This window comes from Actinoplanes sp. TBRC 11911, from assembly GCF_012933445.1.
Lineage (GTDB): Bacteria > Actinomycetota > Actinomycetes > Mycobacteriales > Micromonosporaceae > Actinoplanes.
Window position 1 is genome coordinate 225,986 of record NZ_JABBNC010000010.1, and the last position, 19,700, is coordinate 245,685.

Below are 19,700 nucleotides of genomic sequence, written 5' to 3' on the forward strand. Positions count from 1 at the left end.
GGCCGGTTAGGTACTCTGAGCGTACGACTTGACTAGCCCGTCGTCAAGTTATCTAATGGTGACCGGGAGGTAACACATGGCACCAGGGGTCGACCATCGGCGCACCGACACCCGCGACCGGATCCTGTCGGTCGCCTTGGGCCTGTTCACGCGGCAGGGCTATGCCACGACGTCGCTGCGGGAGATCGCCGACGAGCTCGGCGTCACCAAGGCCGCGCTGTACTTCCACTACAAGACCAAGGACGACATCATGGCCGGCATCCTGCGCGGCTACCTCGACGGGCTCGACGCGCTGGTCGGCGACGACGCGCCGGACACGTCGGCGCTGGCCGGTCGCGAGGAGCTGCTGCGCCGCTTCGCGGGCTACCAGGCGGGCTGGGGCACGAACCTCACCCGGCTGATCCGGGAGAACATCACCGAGATCAGCAACCTCCCCGTCGGGGAGGAACTGCGCACCACCCACCGCCGCCTGCTCGACGTCCTGGCCGGCCCGGACCCCACCATCCTGGACAAGACCCGAGCCCGTACGGCGTTGGCCGCCATCCAGACCGTCGCCGTGTCCGCCGAGCACGACGACGCGAGCGAGGACGAGCTACGCCAGGCCGCTCTCACGGTGGGCCTGGAGGTGCTGCGCGGCGGCCGGTGAGAAAGGCCGGAAGGCGGCAGGCCCAGGGCCGCCGCCTCGTTCGCCGCCCGGGCTACTCAGGAATCGACTTTGATCTCGGCCTTGTCGCATGCCGTCCGGGCCGCCCGCAACGCGTTGCTGACGCCCGACGCGCTCCCGTCGGCGGCCGCGTCGAACGCGTCCTGGATCCGCCGCATGCACGGCACCAGAGTGTCGCGCTCGCCGGTCACCTTGGTCAGGTTCGCCTTCGTCGTGGCGAGCTGCGTGTCCAGGTCGGCGGCCCGCTTCTCGGACGCCGCCAGCTTCTCCGCCTGCTGGGCGTTGAGCGTCTTCTGCTCCTGCACCTGGGCGCTCAGGTCGGCCCGCGTGTCGCGCAGCGTCGACTTGGTGTCGTTGAGGTTGCCGCGCTCGTTCAGGTACAACCCCAGCATCAGCCCGCCGAACACCAGAAGCACCGCGGCGGCCACGGCCAGGAGCTGCGCCGACGAACGGCGGCGACCCTCCGGCGGCCCGTACGGCGTACCGGAGATCTGAGCGGCGGCCGGCGAATAGGAGGGCGCCGCCGGCGAGGCCGGCGAGAAAACGGCCGGCGAAGTCGGGGCCGGCGCGGGAGCGGCCGGCGGAAATGCGGGAGACGCGGGCGCCGGCGACTGCGCCGGAATACCCACAGTCGGTTGTGTTCCAGGCGTCGGATAACCCTCGGCCGGCGGGTACGACATGACTACTCCTCAGCAGACATCGAATACTTTGCATGCGGTCTGGATCGGGACGGCGAGGCCGATGCCTTCCGCGTCCTTCGCCTTGGCGTCGGCGATACCGACGACCTCCTTGCGGGTGTTGACGACCGGGCCGCCCGAGTTCCCGGGGTTCAGCGGCGCGTCGAACTGGATCATCGTGCCGGGCCCGCCGACCCGCGCCCGGATGGCGCTGACCACCCCGGTCGTGATGGTCTCGGTCAGCCCGAGCGGCGCCCCGACCACGAGGATCTGCTCCCCGGACGCGGGCGCCGCCCGGGCCGCGACGATCCCGTTGACCTTGCCGTTGATGCTCAGCAGGGCGAGATCGTGCGTCGGGCTGACGTCCTCGATCTTCGCGGTGAACGCCGTGCCGCCGCGTTCGAGCCGCACCGTCGTGCGCCCTTTGGTCCACACCGACTCGACCACGTGGTACGCGGTCAGGATCCGGGTCCGCCCGCCCTGCGGCTTACCGATCGCGAAGGCGCTACCGGAGAACTGACCGGCGATCACCAGGAACACGCTGGGCAGCGCCGAGGCGGCCACCGCGCGCGGGTCGAAGGCCTGCTGGCTGCGTTCGTCCAGCGCGGCGAGCCGGGACTCGAGCCCCTTCGCCCTCGTGTCGAGCCCGGCCAGCCGCTGGTCCTGCACGGCGTTCGCGGTGGCGGTGCCGTGGCGGGCCGCCGCGGCCTCCTGCGACAACTGGTCGATCCGCTCGCCCTGCCGGTCCACGACCACGGCGAGAACGACCAGGATCACCGCCACCGACATGGCGGCGGACCAGCGCAGCACCATACGCCACGGCCCGATAAGCACCGCTACCCCCCGCTGTCACCACCCTGCCGAACGTATTCAAAACGTATCGACCGAGGCGCATGGGTGGTGGTGGTCGTTCGACCCCCACGGGGATTCAAAGGTCGTCGGTGGTGACGAGTCCGTCCTGCAGGGCGCGCGCCACCAGCGCCGCTTTCGTCGGTGCCGCACGACCCACGTTGGCATACTTGACGCGTACCCGCTCCAAACAGGAATTGACCCGATGCACCGTGAGGTGCAGACGGCGCGCGACCATCTCCTTGGATTCGCTGTGGAACCATTCCAGCAGCACCTCGGTCTCGCGCGGCGACAAGCGCGGCCGATGTGGACGGTCATCGGTGCCGAACGCCCCGGACAACGCGGGCGGGGTGTAGGGCGCGCCGGAAGCGGCCGCCGTGATCGCCGCGACCAGGTGGTCCTCGCCCTCGGCCTTCGTCAGGTAGGTGAACGCGCCGATGTCCAGGCAGGTCAGCACGGTCTCGCGGTCGGCGCGCATGCTGTAGACGACCACCTGACGGCCGGCGTCGACCAGGCGTTTGAGATCCCCGTACGCCGGGCCGGTGACGTCGAGCTGCAGGTCCAGCACGACGACGTCGGCGGCCGAGCCCGGGTCCAGCCACGCCACCGACACGTCCGGGCCCCAGGCGACCACCTCGATGGGCGGGTCGGCGAGCGCGCACCAGGCCCGCACCCCGGCGTGCACCACCGGATGGTCGTCCACCAGCACCGCGCTGATCACGCCGCCTCCTGCCATGCCGCCTTGATCCACCATCGGTCGCCGTCGAGCACCGTCGAACGCCGTACACCGTCGCCGTCCGGCAGCTCGGCCGGTTCCGCGCACGCGGCGATCACGCTCACCGTCACCGCGTCGCCGGTGCCCGCCACGGTGAGCCGGACCTTGCCGCGGGCGGTGGCGAGCGCCGCGATGACCGGTTCGGTGAGCCGCCGCCGCGCCGAGGGCGGCAGTTCCGGGCGGGCGCCGTAGTCCGCGAACGACACCGCGATCCCGTCGCGCTCGGCCAGCTCGATGCACGCGCGCAGCTCCCGCGCCAGCAGGTCGGGTTCGGTGGCGTCCTCGGTGAGCAGCCGGCGCATCCGGGTCGCCTCGGCCGCGCAGTCGCGCCGCACCGCCGCGTCGCCCGGGTCGAGACGGCCGTCCGCGAGGCCTTCGAGCAGCGGGACGGCCGAGGTGTCCAGGTCCGCGTAGCGGCTCTCGCGGTCCCGGTGCAGATGCTGGGCCACCTCCTCCGAGGTGCGCAGTTGGGCGGCGGCGCGCAGCACCCGCGCGGACGAGACGGACAGCCCGCGAAGCACCGCCGCGATCATCACGATGGCGAGCTGGAAGGCGAGCACCAGCCAGGTCGCGTTCACCACGCCCGCGACGCTCAGCGCCGCCTGCCCGCCGAGCGCGGCCTGCCCGAACGTCAGCAGATACTGTCCGATCAGGACGGTGGCGAAGAGGGCGACCGGGCTGTCCAGCAGGATCAGCACGATCGGCCAGCCGGCGTCGCCCTCCGACCAGTGCGCGGGCCCGAGCCGATATTCCGGCCGCACGGTCGCCGTGGCGATGACCGAACACGCCAGCACCAGCGCGACCAGCACCCAGCGCGCCCGGTAGCGTGTCGCCACCAACGTGATCGCGGCCAGGCTGAGCCAAACCCCGAACTGCACACCCCGTTGCGTGTACGCGTCGCCGCCGGTCAGCAGATGCGGCAGGTCGAGCAGGACCAGCACCGCCAGCACGGTCACCACCACGGCCCGGCGCAGGCCCCGCTCGAAGCTCGCGGCGATCACCCGTTCGTCGCCGGCCACCTCCGGCACCGCGGACGGGACGGACAGGGTCACCGTGGTGCCCCGGCCGGGACTGCTGCGGATGGCGGCCGAGCCACCCCGGCGGGCCATGCGCTCTTTCAGCGACCCGGTCACCCCGTAGTGGCCTGCCGCCACGACACCGGGATCGAAGCCACGGCCCCGGTCGACGATCTCGACGGTCACGGTGGCGGGGTCATGGCGTACGGAAATCTGGGCTTGATCGACGCCCGCGTGCCGCACGATGTTGGTGAGCGCCTCGCGCGCGCCGCGGCTGAGCGACACCGCGTCGACGGCCGGCAGCCGCAGCGAATCGGGCGCCTGCCAGGACACCCGCAGCGGGGTGTGGCCGGCGACCTCGCGCAGCAGCTCGATGAGGTCGAGCTCGCCGGGGTGCGCGGCGTCCGAGCGGCCGATCTCGCGCAGATCCCGCCGCGCCTGCTCGGCCAGCCACGGCTCGCGTTTCGCCACCACCCCGTTGCCGATCATCAGCAGGGTGACCGACGCGGTGTCGTGCAGGGCGGCCAGATACTCGCGTTCGTCGGCCCGGCGCGCGGCGGCGACGGCGGCGGTCCGGCGCAGCTCCTCGCCACGTTCGACGATGCGGTCCGCCGCGCGGGCACTGCGCCGCACGAACCGGTACAGCGCCCAGGACAGCGCCACCTCCGCCGCCGTCCAGATCTCCACCGCCTCGTTGACGAGCCACCCGCCCGGGTCCGCGATCCGCGTCCCGGCGTAGTGCGCGACGAGAATCAGCGTGGTGGCGACGGCGAGGGCGGGCCAGGGCATCAACCAGGCGTACGTGACGACGGTGATCGCCATCGCGACCAGCACCCACGTGCCGCCGCCGCGCGGATCCGAGTTGACCGTCCACAGTTGGGTGAGACACAACGCGCACATGACCGCCACGTCGGCCGGCACCCAGATTTTCGCTTTGCCGCGCGCGTAACAAACATTCCAGGCGTTGAGCCCGATCACGATGGCGACGGTCACGCCCGGCCGTGGCGCATCGGTCAGCAGCAGCGAGACGACACTGGACAACGCTACGACGACCAGGCGCAGCCCGAGCGCATACCGCACCCCCTGCCGCAGCAGGCCTCGCTCCACCGCCCCACCGTCCACATCGGTCGGACGCGTTTCGAGCATGCCTTAGATTAACCGGTTTGTATGCGTATCACAGCCCATCAACGATCAAATTGCGCCGTACGACCGCCACCCCGCACGACACCAGCAACAGCGCCCCGATCGCCCCGATCCGCAGCCACGGAACCTCGACGATCCGCCGGTCGACCGCGATCGACACGCTGAGCCCGAGGCCGAGGCCGGTCATCAGGCACAGGAACGCGGTGATGGCGCGTTCCCCGTTGGTGTAGTCGCGCCACACGCCGACGGCCCCGACGAGCGAGAGGCCGAACGTGAGCGCGGTCAGCCCGATCAGCGGAAGGGCCAGCCCCACCCGATGGCCCGGCCTCACTCCCGCTCCTCGTTCCCGGCTCGCGGCGATCCGGCCGCGGGCTCGTCGATGGCCCCCAGCCGTCCGGCGGCAACCTCGTACCCGGCCCGTTCCTCGGCCGTCATCCGCTCCGCGTCGGCGGCCACCTCGGCCAGGGCCTCGCTGTGCCACCGGAAGTCGGCTGCCGCACGCAATGTGGCCTCGCCGGCGATCACCGTCCGGGCGAACGAACCCAGCGGGTCCTCCGCGTCGCGGTTGGCGGCCAGGTGCCGCAGCACGGCGCGCGCCAGAGGCTGCTCCGCGATGTCAGGGTGCATCGGGACTCCTTGTCGCGCTCAGTATCCGGCGGGATGACGATAGGGCCGCGTCCGCGGCAGCTCGTCGACGGCGAGCTTGGCCCGCACCGCGTCGACGCTGCCGGCCAGGGCCGTGATGAGGGTGTCGGCGGTACCGAAGAAGCCGGAGATCTCTTCGTACAGCTTGCACGCCTGCCAGACATAGAACAACGCCACGCTGTAGCCGAGCACCGGCCCGACCCCGGTCTCGATCGTGGCGGTGCCGACCGCCCCCGCCGCGTTGACGACTATCAGTATGTCGATGAGCCGGCTCATCAGCCCGCTGACCACCTCGTACAGGTCCTTCGTCGCGCCCGCGGCACGCAGGTAGAGCTCGTGGTACCGGATGCACGCGCCGCCCAGGCCCGTCGCGGCCGCACCCAGCGCGAGCTGGTATTCCTGCTCCCCCTCGGCCGCGTTGCCGCGCCACACGACGGCCACGTCCGCGGCCCCGGCGGTCAGGTTGCGGCCGATCGCCTCGCACGCCGCGCCGATCGTCGCCCAGGCGACCGCGCAGCGTACGTACGCGTTCCAGTCCCCGCTGAACTGCTTCGCCCACCCCCCGAACGGGTCGTGGCCGAACACCCAGACGCTCACCTGCCGCAGCCACGCCGACGGGCTGATCAGGTCGGCGAGCGGGTTGATCGACCACATCGCGACGTCGGTGGCGTACCCGGGAGGGTGCAGCTCCGCGAGCGGCTCGGCGACGTCGGCGAACGCGGCCCGGGAAGGCGCCGGCCACAGATCACGACGGCCGGTCGCGATGATCCCGTACAGCAAGCCTGGATCTTCGGCGCCGGCATATCCGGCGTCCAGCCGGGCGGCCACCACCTGATCCGTGCGCGCGTAGTCCCGCCGGGCGGCGTCCACCTGCGCCGCGGCCTCTTGCGCCAGATCCGCCAGGCGTTGCACGGCCTTGATCATGCTCGCGTACGCGATGGCGTGCGGCCCCAGCATGATCATGAGGTAGCCCTCGGCCGTCATCGTGAGGTCACCGTGTTTCCGGGCGTAGCCGGCGACCTGCTCGGCGTCCTGTCCGGCGCGTATCACCTGGTGGTGGAGGCCGGTCAGGCCCCGCGCGTCCACAAAGAATTCCGTCATCGGCTCCCCCGAGCACCGGCGTGTTGAGGGCCGGAAGTATAGGACGGCGCGGCCACCCGATCGGGCGATTGGCGGCCGGGGGCGGCTGTTGATGTCCGTTGCGCCATACGATGCCCGCAGGCGAGGAAGGAGCCGAGCAACGCATGGCAGTCAAGGTGAGGTCGTGTCCGCTGACGGGGTGACGAGTCCGTCCCCGCACGACCATCTCGGTGTCGCCTCCGAAGCGCGAGGGCCGCGATGAGTCGGGCGACGCTCATCCATGAAGCCTTCGTCTACGACGACGACGAAGATTTCGTCGCGGCGCTGGTGCCCTTCCTCACCGACGGGCTGCGCGACGGAGAGGCCGTGGTCGCGGCCGTGGCCAAACACAACACCAACCTGCTCCGGCGCGGCCTGGGCGACGACGCGGACCGCGTGACCTTCATCGACCGCGACACCTGGTACGTCCGCCCCGCAACCACCATCGCCGGATGGACCGACCTGCTCACCTCCGTGCGCGCGCGGGGCCACGAGTCGATCCGCATCATCGGCGAGGTGGCCTTCGGCTCCCGCACCAGGCACGACAGCTGGGTCCGGTACGAGTCCGCGGTCAACGACATCTTCGCCACGGCACCCGCCTGGATCATCTGCCCGTACGACACCCGGCGCCTGCCCGGACGCATCATCGCGGACGCGCGGCGCACCCACCCCGTCGTGACGGCCGACCGGCGCGGACCGTCCGAGTCGTACCAGCAACCCGCCGACCTGCTGCGCACGCTGGCCGAGCCGCTCCCGCCGATCTCGCGGGCGCCCCTGGTCACGATGAGCCTGGACGTTCCGATGGGGGCACGCCGCGCCCGCTACGTGGTGCAGGCCGTCGCGGAGGGCCTGGGCTGGCCGCGGCCCGCGATCGACGACCTGCTGCTGGCGGTCACCGAGATCGCCGTCAACAGCGTCATCCACGGCCGCGCCGAGCGTCACCTGAGCGTCTGGATCGAACCGACCGCGATCACCTGCGAGGTGACCGACCACGGCGACGGCCTCGCCGATCCGCTCGTCGGATACCGGCCGCCGGCCCAGTCGGTCGAGCACGGCGTCGGCCTCTGGCTGGCCCACCAGCTCAGCGACTGGATGGCCACCGACCGCCGCGACGGCACCACCCGGGTGCGGTTCCGCTTCACCCCCTGACTGCCGGCCCGCCGTCATCCCTCGCCGCGCGTCGCTTCCGGCTCGGCGCCGTCCTCGCCGGGCGTTGCTTCCGGCTCGGCGGGCGCGGCGTCGAGACGCTCGAACGGGCCGAGACCGTCGTGCGGCCGCGGCGGGGCGCCGAGGTGGCGTACGCGAAGCTCGTCCATGATTTCCGCGAGGAACGCCGGCCCCGCGTCGCGCATCAACCGCTGCCGGCCGCGGAGCTCGGCACTGCCGGGGCGCCAGTCGAGGCCCCAGTTCCCCAGGGCGTAGATGATCGGCAACGTCTGGATGCCGGCCTCGGTCAGGCTGTAGCGGGCGCGCTGACCCCGCGCCGCCGTCCCGCGGGTGAGGATCCCGGCCTCGACCAGCCGCACCAGACGGTCGGCGAGGATGTTCGACGCGATGCCCTCGGCCGACCCGGTGAGCAGCGCCCGGAAGTAGCGGCGGTCGCCGAAGATGACGTCGCGCAGCACGAGCAGCGACCACCGGTCCCCGAGAACCTCGACGGCGGCGTTGATCGGCGACCCGGACCGTGGTTCCACGCTTCCTCCTTGACAGCCGGTACGCCCTCAATATAGTGGTTGCAGAACGCAACCACTATCCGGATGGAGCGAGGATGGGCCGCTTCGTTTATTCGATGAACGTGTCAGTCGACCTGCGCATCGAACAGGTCCCCGGCGACAACGGCGCCGGCGAGTGGCTGCGCATCAACGAGGACATGCACCGCGCGGCCAACGAGCGGACGCGGGATCTCGCGCTCATGATCCAGGGCCGGGTCTACTACGAGACCATGGAGGAATACTGGCCGCGGGCGCGCGGCGACGCGTCGCTGCCCCACTACATGCGCGAGTATGCCGAGATCTGGACCGCCAAGCCCAAGGTGCTCGTCTCCCGCACCCGCCGCAGCGCCGACCACCACACCCGGATCATCGGCGGCGGCGACGCGATCGAGCAACTCGCCGCCCTGCGCGCCACGACCGACGGCATCATCAGCGTGAACGGCGCCGCACTCGCGACACAGCTTCTCCGGGCCGACCTGCTCGACGAGCTGATGCTCTGGACCCATCCGTCGATCCTCGGCTTCGGCCGCCCGCTGTTCGACGACTACGACATGCCGATCGACCTCGACCTGCTCGAACAGCGATCGTTCGACGAGGGCGTCACGTTGCACCGCTACGCCATCCGGAACACGAAGGAGTAGAGCCTCATGCTGACGCAGGTCGCCGACGGTGTGCTGATCCACGAGAGCGAGTTCTGCCAGAGCAACGCCGTCGTCGTGCGAGGTGCCGCCGGCGTACTGCTGATCGACGCCGGTGTGCACGAGGACGAGATGCTCTGCCTGGCGAACGACCTGTCGGATCAGGGGCAGACCGTGGTCGCGGGCTTCTCGACCCACCCGCACTGGGACCACCTGCTCTGGCACGCCGCGCTCGGCGCCGCACCCCGCTACGGCACCGCGCGCGCCGCCGCGACCGTCCGGGCCCGCCTGTCGGACGGGATCGACGCGCGCAAGTTCGGCATCCCCGAACAGGTGAACCTGGACCTGCTCGGCCTCATCACCGGCCTGCCCGACGACGCCGCGCGCCTTCCGTGGGACGGCCCGGAGATCCGGGTCATCGAGCATCAGGCGCACGCCCCGGGCCACGCGGCCCTGCTGATCCAGGACCGCGGCGTCCTCGTCGCCGGCGACATGCTCTCCGACGTCCTGATCCCGATGCTCAACCTGAACGGCACCCCGGACCCGATCGACGACTACCTCACCGGGCTGCGCCTGCTCGAAAGCGCGGCAGCCGGCGCCGACGTCCTCGTCCCGGGCCACGGGTCGGTCGGCCGAGCCGACGAGGCGCGCGCCCGGATCGACCGGGACCGCGCCTACGTACACGCCTTGCGCGACAGCGAGGACCCCAGTGACCCACGGGTCGGCCCGTCAGCCAGACCCGGCTGGGAGTGGGTGGCCGACGTACACACAGGACAGTTGCAACGCCTCGCCGGGTAAGGCGACACGACCCGGAAAGCGCCGCCGGACCGGCTGAGGGTCACCGCCAGCATCTCACCGACCAGCCCGGCGGCCGCGACGCCGACGGCAAGCCACCGCGGGTCGACGCGCAGCGTGCCTGGCGAGACGCGCGCCGCGCCCATCCCACCATGCGGCGATCCCGGTCACATCCTGGATTTCGCCGAGACCTTGGGGACTTACGCCCACATGGCCGTTGGATCGCGACACGGCCAGATGGCATGGCAGCAAGTCGACCGGCGCTGACAACTCTGACGTGAAAGGTCTCTGATCATCGGGCTCGTGCACCGATACTGTCTACCGGGCGTCAATCGTTGTCGGCTGCCGGGAACAGCATGTCCATGACGAAGCGGGCCACGGCGTCGTAGCTAATCCAGGTGGGATAAACGCCGTCGCCCCAGCCGCTGCCGCGCACTTCAAGCCGTGCGGGCTCGCGCCGCGCCGGTGGCGCTGGAGTCGGTGACGGTACGGTGCACCGGCGTACGGGGGAAATAAGGTCTTAAGATGCCTGGCGAACAGGGGTGTCGGTGAGCCAGACGTCGGCCAGGTCACTCAGCGGGACGTCCAGGGCCTGGCTCAGGCAGACGACCGAGCCGAACGCCGGCGCGGGCAGGCGGCCGGCCTCGATCTTGCGGAGCGTCTCGGGTGAGATGCCGGCTGCCAACGCCACCTCGACGAGGCTGCGGCCGGCCCGCGCGGCCCGCAAGGCGACCCCGAGGCGCTGGCCCGCGGCGATCTGTTCGGCGGTGAGCGGTTGGCGAACCATGGCAGCAGGATATCCCTTCGGAGCATGCTCGACGTGGCGTGGTATAAAAATGCCGGTATTAAAATACCAGGCAGAAAGACGCAGGCAACAGAGGGAGAAGCGTCGTGATCGAGCTCAAGTCCGCCCAGGAGATCGGCCGGATGGCGGTGACCGGGCAGTTCGTCGGCGAGCTGCTCGCCGAGCTGGGCGGTGCCGCCGCGGTCGGGGTCAACCTGATGGACCTCGAACACCTCGCCCGCCGGCGGATCAAAGAGCGCGGCGCCGAGTCCTGCTACTGGGACTACTCCCCCTCGTTCGGGCGTGGGCCGTTCCGCAACGTGCTGTGCCTCTCGGTCAACGACGCGGTGCTGCACGGGCTGCCGCACGACTACGTTCTCGGCGATGGTGACCTGCTCAGCATCGACATGGCGGCCACCGTCGACGGCTGGGCCGCGGACTCGGCGCTCTCGGTCATCGTCGGCACCCCCGACCCGGAGGACGTCAAGCTGATCGAGGCCACGCAGGTCGCTCTCGAGGCCGGAATCAGGGCAGCGCAGGCCGGTGGCCGGCTCGGTGACGTCTCGGCGGCGATCGGCGAGGTTGCGCACTCGTACGGGTACGGGGTGAACAACGAGTTCGGGGGGCACGGCATCGGGCGCACCATGCACGAGGCCCCGCACGTCCCGAACGACGGCCGCCCGCATCGCGGCATGCGGCTCGACCCGGGTTTGACCATCGCGATCGAGCCGTGGCTGTGCCGCACCACCGACAAGATCCGGTACGACCCGGACGGCTGGACGATCCGGTCGGCCGACGGCTCGCGCACCGCCCACTCGGAGCACACCGTCGCCATCACCGAACAGGGCCCGCAGGTGCTGACCCGCCGCCCGGCGCACGGCGCGGCGACGGCCGAATCTGGGCGGAAGCCCGCGACCGCTTCCTGATACGGGCCTACTTTCGCTCTTTGATCGCGTGGGACGCGACGATGCTCGCGCGTTTGCGGGCCACTCGGATCTCTTGTTGCAGGGTGGCAACGTCGTACTCGCCGTAGTGGCGACGCCCGTTGATGAAGAAGGTGGGGGTGCCGGCGACGCCGCTGAGGTCGGCGGAGTCCACGTCGTGCGCGACGCGGGCGGCGACGGTCGCGCCCAGCATGTCATCGTGGAATTTGTCGGTGTCCAGGCCGATCATCGCGGCGTACCGTACGAGATCCGTCACGCGCAGATGTGCCTGATGCCGCAGCAGAAGGTCGTGCATCTGCCAGAATTTCCCCTGTACGGCTGCCGCCTCGGCGGCCTGGGCGGCCATCTGTGCCTGCGGGTGCACGTCGGTCAGTGGCAGATGCCGCCAGACCACCCGGAGATCGGCGTCGGCCTGCAGCTCCCCCACGGCGGGTGCGGCTCTCCCGCAGAACTTGCACTGGAAGTCCCCGTACTCCACGATCGTCACCGAGGCGTCGGCGGGCCCGCGGGTGTGGTCACGGTCGTCGTCGACCGCCGGGATCAGGTCGGTGAGCTGGACCGCGTCGCCGAGGAGAGCCACCGCGCTGTGCGCCGGCGCCAACGTCAGTGCCACCCGGAACACCACCCAGGTGATCAACGCCGACGCGACGATCGCGGCCAGCACTCCCAGCTTCGCCTCGTCGAGCGCTGTCCCGCGGAAGGCGTGGTTCGCGATCAGGAACGACACCGTGAACCCCATGCCCGCGATGGTCCCGCTGCCCAGTACGGACGCCCATCCGACCGCGGCCCGGATCCGCCCATGGCTCAGCTTCTCGATCAGCGTCGAGACGCCCGCCACGGCGATCGGTTTGCCCACGACGTACGCCACGAACACGCCGATGGTGATCGGCGAGGTCACCGCACGTCGGAGGAAGTCCACGTTGATGGCGATACCGGCGTTGGCCAGACCGAACAGCGGGACGATCAAATAGCTTGTCCATCCGGTGTAGATACGTTGCAGCCGGTCGTTGGGCGAGAGTGACCGCACCAGGCTCATCCTCGCGAATCGTGCCAGCTCGGGAGTCGGTTGCTCGCGGAACGACCGGAACACGTCGGTCGCCCGCTCGAGTGCCCCGCGCATCGGCGTGTAGGCAGCCGTGGTCAGCCCGAGCGCGAGCCCGGACACCACCGGGTCGACGCCACTTCGCAGTATCGCGAACCAGATCGCGACACCGACCGCCACGAACGCGTAACCGTTGTTCACCCCGGCCCGCCTCATCACGAACGTCAACGCGAACAGCAAGAGCGCGACGACCAGCGGCATCACCCTTGCGTTTCCCGTGTACGCCACGGCGGTCACGATCAACCCCACCACGTCGTCGACCACCGACACCGTGACCAGGAACAGTCGCGTCTGATCCGGCACCCGCCGCCCCACGAGCGCGAGCAGGCCCAGAGCCAGAGCGGTGTCGGTCGACATCGCCACGCCCCATCCGGTCAGCCCCGGCCCGCCGTGGTTGATTGCCAGGAAGATGCCGACCGGAACGACCATTCCCGCGACCCCGGCAGCGGCCGGCAGAGCGAACCGGCGCCGGTCCCGCAGGTCACCAAGATCGAACTCGCGCCGCGCCTCCAGCCCCACCACCAAGAAGAACAGCGTCATCAATCCGCTGTTAACCCATTGCTGAAGGGTGAGTCCGATTCGAACGTCACCCAGCAGGATCGACAGGTCGGTGTGCCAGAAACGCTCATACGATTCGCCGCCGAAGTTCGTCCAGGTGAGAGCGACGACGATGGCGGCGACAAGCACGGCAGCGCTCCCTGCCTGGGTAACGAGAAAACCACGCACAGGCGTGGTTACCCGGGATTCCCGGACAATCGGTAATGGAGTTCTGACGCTGACCGGCATGTCGAATTATTTGTTCAGAAGTTTCGGCACGCGCAACGACATCTTCTGCATTCAGGTGTCATTTCCTGCCAGATCTACAACCACGTCGGCCACCGTGCGCGGAGGGTGCCCGCCGTCCCACACCTCCGGTTGGGGCCGGTCGCTCGTTCCACCAACCTGACGCCGGAACGGCCATCCGGAACCGCAAGGTCACCCGTGTCGAACCATTCGCCGACCGGGGTTGTCGTCGTCGTATCCAGCGTGGCGAGGCACACCGCAGCGCCGCGAAGCAGGAGCCGCCCCGGTGCCGCCTCGCTGATCGGCTCCTCCGAACGCAGCTCGAACTCGGTGCCCCGAGCCGGACGGCCGACGCTGTTCAGGCTCCAGTCGGCCGGATCGTCGGGCCGCGTGTGGATGCCACCCGCTTCAGTCGTCGAAAACAAGGCAAGCAGCGGTACGCCCAGGTGGACTGCCGTGGCCGTGACAAGTTGCGGGGTGACGGCAGCGCCGAACGACACCACGACCCGCAGCGTAGAAACATCGCCCCCTCGATTGCGCAGGGCGCCGAACAACGCGGTCAAGTACATCGGTACCCCGACCACGTGGGTGACGCCCTCGGCGGTCACGGCCGCGGCCCCCGCCGCGGGAGTCCACCCTTCGACGAGCACGTTGCAGGCGCCCGCCAGGAGCGGATACCCGATGGTGACCGAGAACCCGGCTTTGTGCATGGCCGTGTGCGGGGTGTGGATGCGATCGCCGGGTCCGAGTCCGAGCGTGCGCACAATCTCGGCGTTATCCCCGTAAATCGTATTGAGCGAGTGGACGGCTCCTCTGTCGTTGCCGGTAGTGAACGCGACGATCGCGGCACGGTCCGGGTCGACAACTCGCCCGGCCAGTGTCGCCGCATGCCGGCGCCGCCAGTCCTCGCGCTCGAAATAGTGGGCGAAGTTGATCTCCGGTGGCCGCGTCGGTGAGCCCACCACGATGCGATGCCGCAGCATCGGCAACCTCGTCGCCGACTCGGCGATGCGGGCGGGGTAATCGGTGCCGTCCCAGGTGCCGGGCCCGATATACATCGACGCGCCCACCCGGCGCAGGATGCGCTCGGTGTCCCGGGCTCCGAGCGTCACGCTGATCGGCGTCACCACGGCGCCGGCGCGGATCGCCGCCAGCACCAACGCGCCGGCCTGCCACCATTCCGGCAGCTGCACGGCAACGACCGAGCCGAATCGGGCACCCAGTTCGACGAAGGCAGCGGCGAACCGATCCACCCGGTCGGCATACTCGCGGTAGGACAACTGCACCCTTCGTCCATCCGAGCAATACGCTACGACCGCCGTCGCATTCGGTGTCCGGTCCCGCCAGTCCCACAGGTCGGTGAGGATGCTGCCCGAACGCCAGGCACCCGTCTCTCGATGACGAGCGATGTCGGCATCACGGGCACGAACCTTCGTAAATCGATATCGCCTCGTCGCATCGAGCACGCACCCCGTTGACCAATAAACCGTGCCAGGCTCCGGCCGCGCGGAAACTCTCTGCACGACATATCTCAATTCCTGCTGAAGATCCCAGAGCGCCGGGCAGGAGGAGTCTCCGCGCTCAGACGGCGAGCAGAATATGCGACCTTCGTGCAAGAAATGTCATCGCACCCGGGGCTTGGAACTGGTTGTGTTGCGGAGCGCCAAAGCGGTATTGCCATGTATTTCTGCCGCCATCGATGCCATGACGTGAGGATCGAACATGACGAATCAAACGCTCGACGGCTACGCCACTACATTTGCGAATTCCATTGACAACCTTGTCGCGCGGGTAGCCCACCAAGACATGACCCGAGCGGTCCCCACCTGCCCAGGCTGGTCGCTCGAGGACCTCATCGAACACGTGGGTCATCTGAACCGGTGGGCTGCCCAGATCATCATCCAGCCGGATCCAGCCCTGGTCGCTTGGGATGCCGTCCCGGACAGCGCACCGTCGGATTATTCGGCCGCCACCCTGTCGGATTGGCTTCCCGGATCGCAACAGGCGGTGGTCGACGCCGTGCAGCAGGTCGGCCCGGACACCGAGGTCATGACCTTCATCGGGATCCGCCCGGCTCGTTGGTGGATGAGGCGGCTGCTGAACGATTCGCTCATGCACCAAGCCGACGCCGCGATCTCACTCGGCTCGCACTTCCACCTGACGCCTTCGCTCGCCGCCGACAACATAGCCGAGGCCCTGGAGTTGTTCGTGGCGCGGGCCGGCGCGACGTACCCCACGTTCGAGGGTCCGCTGCTGTTTCCTACCCCGCTCGACGAGGGAAAGTCGCTGCGCCTGGAACTGACGGATCTTGGTCTGGAGGGTCGGGCCTGGTCCCTCGTCCGTAACGGCGACGGCGTGGCGTTCAGCGGCGATCACGACTTCGGTGCCACGATCGTCCGCGGTCCCGCCCTCGACCTGATGCTCATGATCGGCCGCCGTGTCCCGGTCTCGCAGTCCCATGTCGAGATCACCGGCGACCCGGCCGTGCTCGATGCCTGGCTGGACCGTACGCCTTACTGACCAGACCACCGCCGGCAACTACGCTGTCGACCGATCGGGAACGTCAAGGTGGTGGGCGAGATGCGTCGCCGAGGCGGTGCCGACGAGTGCTGCGATCTCGCGATCAGTGGAATCCTCGGGCCACGCCAGAACCATCGTGGTCGGCGGCAGATCGACGACCGGAACGCTGACGACATCGGCGCCGATCCGGTCGGCCGCGCTGGCTCCGACCACCACGATCAGCCGGTCCAGCGCCACGAGGTCGACGATGTGATCCAAGCTCACCGGCGGGCAGGACTCGGCATAGGTGGGCTGCCGGCGGAGTTGTGCCATGGTTACCTGGCTGGAGCCCGCGAGCGGATGGTTAGCGGGAATCAGAGCGACCGGCTCCTCCGCCATGACGGGCAGCGTGGCAAGGCCGTGCAGACTGTCGCTGTCACAAGCGATGGCAACGTCAGCCAGACCGGCGCGCACGGCGGCGAGCGGATCCCGTACGAAATGCATATCGACTTGGCCTTCATGAGCGGCGAGCAACCCACGTAACGCACCGGAACCGCCGCCCGGGGTGGCGGCCAGCCGAAGCAGACGACTATCGGCCGCCTGAGTGCGTTGCACCGCTCGCTCCAGCGCTCGCAACGTCGTTCTGGCCTCGGCCAGTAGCACCTCGCCCGCTGTGGTGAGAGTCACCCGCCGACTGGTCCGGTCGAACAGAATCACCCCGAGCCGGCGCTCCAGCCGGCCGATCGTGCGGGACAGGATCGGCTGTGCGATCAGGAGCCGCTCGGCAGCCCGCCCGAAATGCAACTCCTCGGCCAATACCACGAAGTATTTCAAGTCGCGGGTCTCCAGCTGATCCATGCCTCGAGCGTAACGATTGATAACGACAACGTCATGGCTGAGACTCCGCCCGGCGGCGACCATTGGCCGGGTGACAAGCGAGGAACGAGCCGTAGCCGAAGTGCTGGCACGTTACGTCCGGGCGGTTGATCGCCGGGATGAAGCAGGGGTGGCAGCCCTTTCCGCGAATGACGCGGTGGCCGAGGTCACATACCGGCCATTCCCGCGCCCTGATCACCCATGAATGGAAGATCGTGCGCATGGAGATCCAATCGCGCGGTCGGGAAAGAAGAAAGAGAATGCCCACGATCATCAGCAACGACGGTACCGAGATCTTCTACAAGGACTGGGGATCCGGACAGCCCGTCGTGTTCAGCCACGGCTGGCCGCTGTCGTCCGACGACTGGGACAACCAGATGCTCTTCTTCGTCGAACACGGCTACCGCGTCATCGCGCACGACCGCCGCGGTCACGGCCGCTCCGCACCGGCCGCCGACGGGCACGACATGGACCACTACGCCGACGACCTGGCCGCCGTCACCGCCCGCCTCGACCTGCACGACGCCATCCACGTCGGACACTCCACCGGCGGCGGCGAGGTCATCCGCTACCTCGGGCGGCACGGCGAATCCCGCGTCGCCAAGGCCGCCATCATGTCCGCCGTCCCCGCACCGATGGTGCTGACCGGCACCACCGTGGGCAGCCCATCCAAGAACGCACCCTACGAGGCGTTGATCCGCAACTGGTGGCGCCAAAGCATGATGGGTGCCGCCAACGCCGCGTACCTGGGCATGGTGGCCTTCTCGCAAACCGATTTCTCCGAGGATCTCAAGAAGATCACCGTGCCGGTGATGATCATGCACGGCGACGACGACCAGGCCACGAGATGGCCGAACTCGGCGCCGCTGTCCGCCGAATTGCTCCATCACGGCATCCTGAAGACCTATCCTGGCCACCGGCACGTGCCCACCACGCAGCATGCGACCATCAACGCCGATCTGCTGACGTTCTTCCGGTCATGACTCGGCATAACACCAGAAAGAGCGTGGCTACGGTCACGCACTCTGCCGTGAATTACACCGCCGCGAAAGCGTTCGACGGTTGTGGGAACTAACTATCTATCCGCCGACGAAATGGATCGGCTTGCCCGCGAATGCTTCATGCCGACTCTCGTCCGCGCGGGTCAGGACTGCCGCGTACAAGGCGCGGAACAAGGGTTGAGCGAGTCGGTGAAGTTGATGCGGCTGACGACGACGGGGGCACTTCGCATCGTCCGGACCGCGCGCCTCGCCGCCAAAGCCACCGGCAACGAAATGATGGGGCTCGCTGTCGGAATAGCCGGGAACTTCCGGGTACGCCAAGACGGAAGACTCACTGCGATGACGGTCGGAGACGTCGCAATGCACCAGGCTCGCAACGCGTGGGAAATGGTCACCGGAAGTAACGCTGAAATTCAGATGATCAAATTCTCGCGCGACTTGCTTCCACCGGGCGCACGGGACATCGGCGATGGCGTGCCGGGACTACGAGCCCATTCCCCGGCGACGAACCTGCTCGTCCGCTATCTCGATCAACTGGGCAGCTCCGCCTCGGACCTGACCGCGGTGCAGCAAGCCGATGCCGGGCACGCGGCGATCGACCTGTTAGTCATGGCATTACGCGGTCCGGCGACCGCCGCGCCCGACGGCTCAGCTCCGGTGCTCCTGCCCGCGATGATGGCCTACGTGCGTGCGCACGTCCACGAACCGCTCGCTGTCGAGCGACTGGCCCGGCTGCACCATATCTCGGTGCGGCACCTTTACTCGCTATTCGAAAGCGTCGATATGACGCCCGGGGTGTACATTCGCACCCAGCGACTCCTGGCGGCTCGCAACATATTGGTGGACCCCCGGCACATCGGACTTTCGATCGGGCGTGTCGCGGCGATGACGGGATTCGCCAACGCCCGGACATTTCACCGTGCCTTCTACCAGGAATTCGGGACGACGCCGGATGGGTGGCGGCACGATGCCCTCAGATTGCCCGGTAAAAAGCTGACGCCCGCCTCATAGGCTCGCCGGCTCCAGTCATCCGATCAGCCTTGCTGCCGGGCCCGTCCTCAAGCGCCGCAGCCGCGGTTGCTCTCCTGCGAAAACACCATCGATAAGACGAGTGAAATGCCCACGATCATCAGCAACGACGGTACCGAGATCTTCTACCAGGACCTCGACGACCCTTCGACGACAGCATGACGTCCGGTCTGTCCCTCGCCGGCCTGGCGGAGGCCACCCTGGCCGCGCGAGCCCCGCACCTGGTGCCCGGTTTCCTGGCGTCGCTGCCGGCCGCCGCCGAGGCGGTCGGGCGCAAGCTGCGCGGCGCGCTGACCCGCGAGGGTATCCGGGACATGGGCCCGGGCGTGCGGCACGGTTTCGGCCGGGTCGAATACCCGTCGTCGGGCGCCGGTGACCCGGTCGAGCTGCTCGGCGAGAGCGGCATCGACGCCCCCGGGTTCGCCGCCGAGCTGCACGACGCGATGACGAACATAGCGATCGCGATGGCCCGGCCGCTCGCCCCGGTCGGCGCCGGTCCGGACTGGCAAGCGATCGGCCTGGAACGGCTCGCGGTCGCCGGGCACAACCTGCACCCCTGCGGACGTACGAGATTGGGCTGGTCCACCGAAGACGTCCTGGCCTACGACCTCGAAACCGAGACGACAAAGCTCGGCTTCGTCGCCGTGCA

Annotated in this window: 21 protein-coding genes; 9 read left to right on the plus strand and 12 right to left on the minus strand. The window is 69.1% G+C overall.

Annotated features, from left to right (window positions below; translation table 11 throughout):
- Positions 1 to 76: 76 nt before the first annotated feature.
- Positions 77 to 646: a TetR/AcrR family transcriptional regulator gene (locus HH310_RS17080; protein ID WP_169176537.1), complete on the plus strand. Its 570-nt coding sequence runs from the start codon at positions 77 to 79 to the stop codon at positions 644 to 646.
- A gap of 56 nt (positions 647 to 702) precedes the next feature.
- On the opposite strand, the gene HH310_RS43180 is transcribed toward HH310_RS17080, so the two are convergent.
- From HH310_RS43180 to HH310_RS17115, 7 genes are all read right to left on the minus strand, one after another.
- The gene (locus HH310_RS43180) at positions 703 to 1,344 is read right to left on the minus strand and encodes a hypothetical protein (RefSeq protein ID WP_211192218.1); all 642 of its coding nucleotides are present in this window, start codon (positions 1,342 to 1,344) and stop codon (positions 703 to 705) included.
- Between the two features lie 9 nt (positions 1,345 to 1,353).
- Positions 1,354 to 2,175, minus strand: a complete 822-nt coding sequence (locus tag HH310_RS17090) for a trypsin-like peptidase domain-containing protein (protein WP_312034147.1) — start codon at positions 2,173 to 2,175, stop codon at positions 1,354 to 1,356.
- A 94-nt stretch (positions 2,176 to 2,269) separates the two neighbouring features.
- Entirely contained in the window at positions 2,270 to 2,911 is a 642-nt protein-coding gene (locus HH310_RS17095) for a response regulator (RefSeq protein WP_312034148.1), read from the minus strand.
- Positions 2,908 to 5,127, minus strand: coding sequence for a sensor histidine kinase (locus HH310_RS17100; protein ID WP_169176539.1), 2,220 nt, complete (start codon positions 5,125 to 5,127; stop codon positions 2,908 to 2,910). Before HH310_RS17100 ends, HH310_RS17095 begins: the two co-directional genes overlap by 4 nt.
- 28 nt (positions 5,128 to 5,155) lie before the next feature.
- Complete coding sequence (locus tag HH310_RS17105) at positions 5,156 to 5,455, minus strand: hypothetical protein (protein ID WP_169176540.1); 300 nt, start codon at positions 5,453 to 5,455, stop codon at positions 5,156 to 5,158.
- The gene (locus tag HH310_RS17110) at positions 5,452 to 5,751 is read right to left on the minus strand and encodes a hypothetical protein (RefSeq protein WP_169176541.1); all 300 of its coding nucleotides are present in this window, start codon (positions 5,749 to 5,751) and stop codon (positions 5,452 to 5,454) included. Before HH310_RS17110 ends, HH310_RS17105 begins: the two co-directional genes overlap by 4 nt.
- An 18-nt stretch (positions 5,752 to 5,769) precedes the next feature.
- Complete coding sequence (locus tag HH310_RS17115; protein WP_169176542.1) at positions 5,770 to 6,870, minus strand: hypothetical protein; 1,101 nt, start codon at positions 6,868 to 6,870, stop codon at positions 5,770 to 5,772.
- A 237-nt stretch (positions 6,871 to 7,107) separates the two neighbouring features.
- Here HH310_RS17115 and HH310_RS17120 point away from each other — a divergent pair, with 237 nt between their 5' ends.
- Positions 7,108 to 8,037: a sensor histidine kinase gene (locus HH310_RS17120; protein ID WP_169176543.1), complete on the plus strand. Its 930-nt coding sequence runs from the start codon at positions 7,108 to 7,110 to the stop codon at positions 8,035 to 8,037.
- Between the two features lie 14 nt (positions 8,038 to 8,051).
- Here HH310_RS17120 and HH310_RS17125 read toward each other — a convergent pair whose 3' ends face one another.
- Positions 8,052 to 8,582, minus strand: coding sequence for a helix-turn-helix domain-containing protein (locus tag HH310_RS17125; RefSeq protein WP_169176544.1), 531 nt, complete (start codon positions 8,580 to 8,582; stop codon positions 8,052 to 8,054).
- A 74-nt stretch (positions 8,583 to 8,656) separates the two neighbouring features.
- Here HH310_RS17125 and HH310_RS17130 point away from each other — a divergent pair, with 74 nt between their 5' ends.
- Both HH310_RS17130 and HH310_RS17135 read left to right on the plus strand, forming a co-directional pair.
- Positions 8,657 to 9,241, plus strand: a complete 585-nt coding sequence (locus HH310_RS17130; RefSeq protein WP_169176545.1) for a dihydrofolate reductase family protein — start codon at positions 8,657 to 8,659, stop codon at positions 9,239 to 9,241.
- A 6-nt stretch (positions 9,242 to 9,247) separates the two neighbouring features.
- A complete protein-coding gene (locus HH310_RS17135) occupies positions 9,248 to 10,036 on the plus strand; it encodes an MBL fold metallo-hydrolase (RefSeq protein ID WP_169176546.1) in 789 nt (262 codons plus the stop codon).
- Between the two features lie 517 nt (positions 10,037 to 10,553).
- Here the strand turns inward: HH310_RS17135 and HH310_RS17140 are convergent.
- Entirely contained in the window at positions 10,554 to 10,820 is a 267-nt protein-coding gene (locus HH310_RS17140; RefSeq protein WP_169176547.1) for a helix-turn-helix domain-containing protein, read from the minus strand.
- A 104-nt stretch (positions 10,821 to 10,924) separates the two neighbouring features.
- Here HH310_RS17140 and map point away from each other — a divergent pair, with 104 nt between their 5' ends.
- Complete coding sequence (map, locus tag HH310_RS17145; protein WP_169176548.1) at positions 10,925 to 11,743, plus strand: type I methionyl aminopeptidase; 819 nt, start codon at positions 10,925 to 10,927, stop codon at positions 11,741 to 11,743.
- Positions 11,744 to 11,750: 7 nt separating this feature from the next.
- Here the strand turns inward: map and HH310_RS17150 are convergent, their stop codons facing one another.
- Entirely contained in the window at positions 11,751 to 13,649 is a 1,899-nt protein-coding gene (locus HH310_RS17150; protein ID WP_169176549.1) for a Na+/H+ antiporter NhaA, read from the minus strand.
- 74 nt (positions 13,650 to 13,723) lie between these two features.
- Positions 13,724 to 15,262 (minus strand): AMP-binding protein, encoded by a 1,539-nt coding sequence (locus HH310_RS17155; RefSeq protein WP_169176550.1) that lies wholly within the window; start codon positions 15,260 to 15,262, stop codon positions 13,724 to 13,726.
- Positions 15,263 to 15,368: 106 nt separating this feature from the next.
- On the opposite strand from HH310_RS17155, the gene HH310_RS17160 reads away from it, so the two are divergent.
- Positions 15,369 to 16,166, plus strand: coding sequence for a maleylpyruvate isomerase family mycothiol-dependent enzyme (locus HH310_RS17160; RefSeq protein WP_282438481.1), 798 nt, complete (start codon positions 15,369 to 15,371; stop codon positions 16,164 to 16,166).
- 18 nt (positions 16,167 to 16,184) lie between these two features.
- On the opposite strand, the gene HH310_RS17165 is transcribed toward HH310_RS17160, so the two are convergent.
- Positions 16,185 to 17,003, minus strand: coding sequence for a LysR family transcriptional regulator (locus HH310_RS17165; RefSeq protein WP_169176552.1), 819 nt, complete (start codon positions 17,001 to 17,003; stop codon positions 16,185 to 16,187).
- Positions 17,004 to 17,281: 278 nt separating this feature from the next.
- On the opposite strand from HH310_RS17165, the gene HH310_RS17175 reads away from it, so the two are divergent.
- The 3 genes from HH310_RS17175 to HH310_RS17185 all read left to right on the plus strand — a co-directional run.
- On the plus strand, positions 17,282 to 18,004 hold the full coding sequence (locus tag HH310_RS17175; RefSeq protein ID WP_169176554.1) for an alpha/beta fold hydrolase: 723 nt from the start codon (positions 17,282 to 17,284) through the stop codon (positions 18,002 to 18,004).
- Between the two features lie 81 nt (positions 18,005 to 18,085).
- Entirely contained in the window at positions 18,086 to 19,033 is a 948-nt protein-coding gene (locus tag HH310_RS17180) for an AraC family transcriptional regulator (RefSeq protein ID WP_169176555.1), read from the plus strand.
- A gap of 176 nt (positions 19,034 to 19,209) precedes the next feature.
- A partial coding sequence (locus tag HH310_RS17185) for an IucA/IucC family protein (RefSeq protein WP_248294066.1) occupies positions 19,210 to 19,700 on the plus strand: 491 nt, incomplete at its 3' end.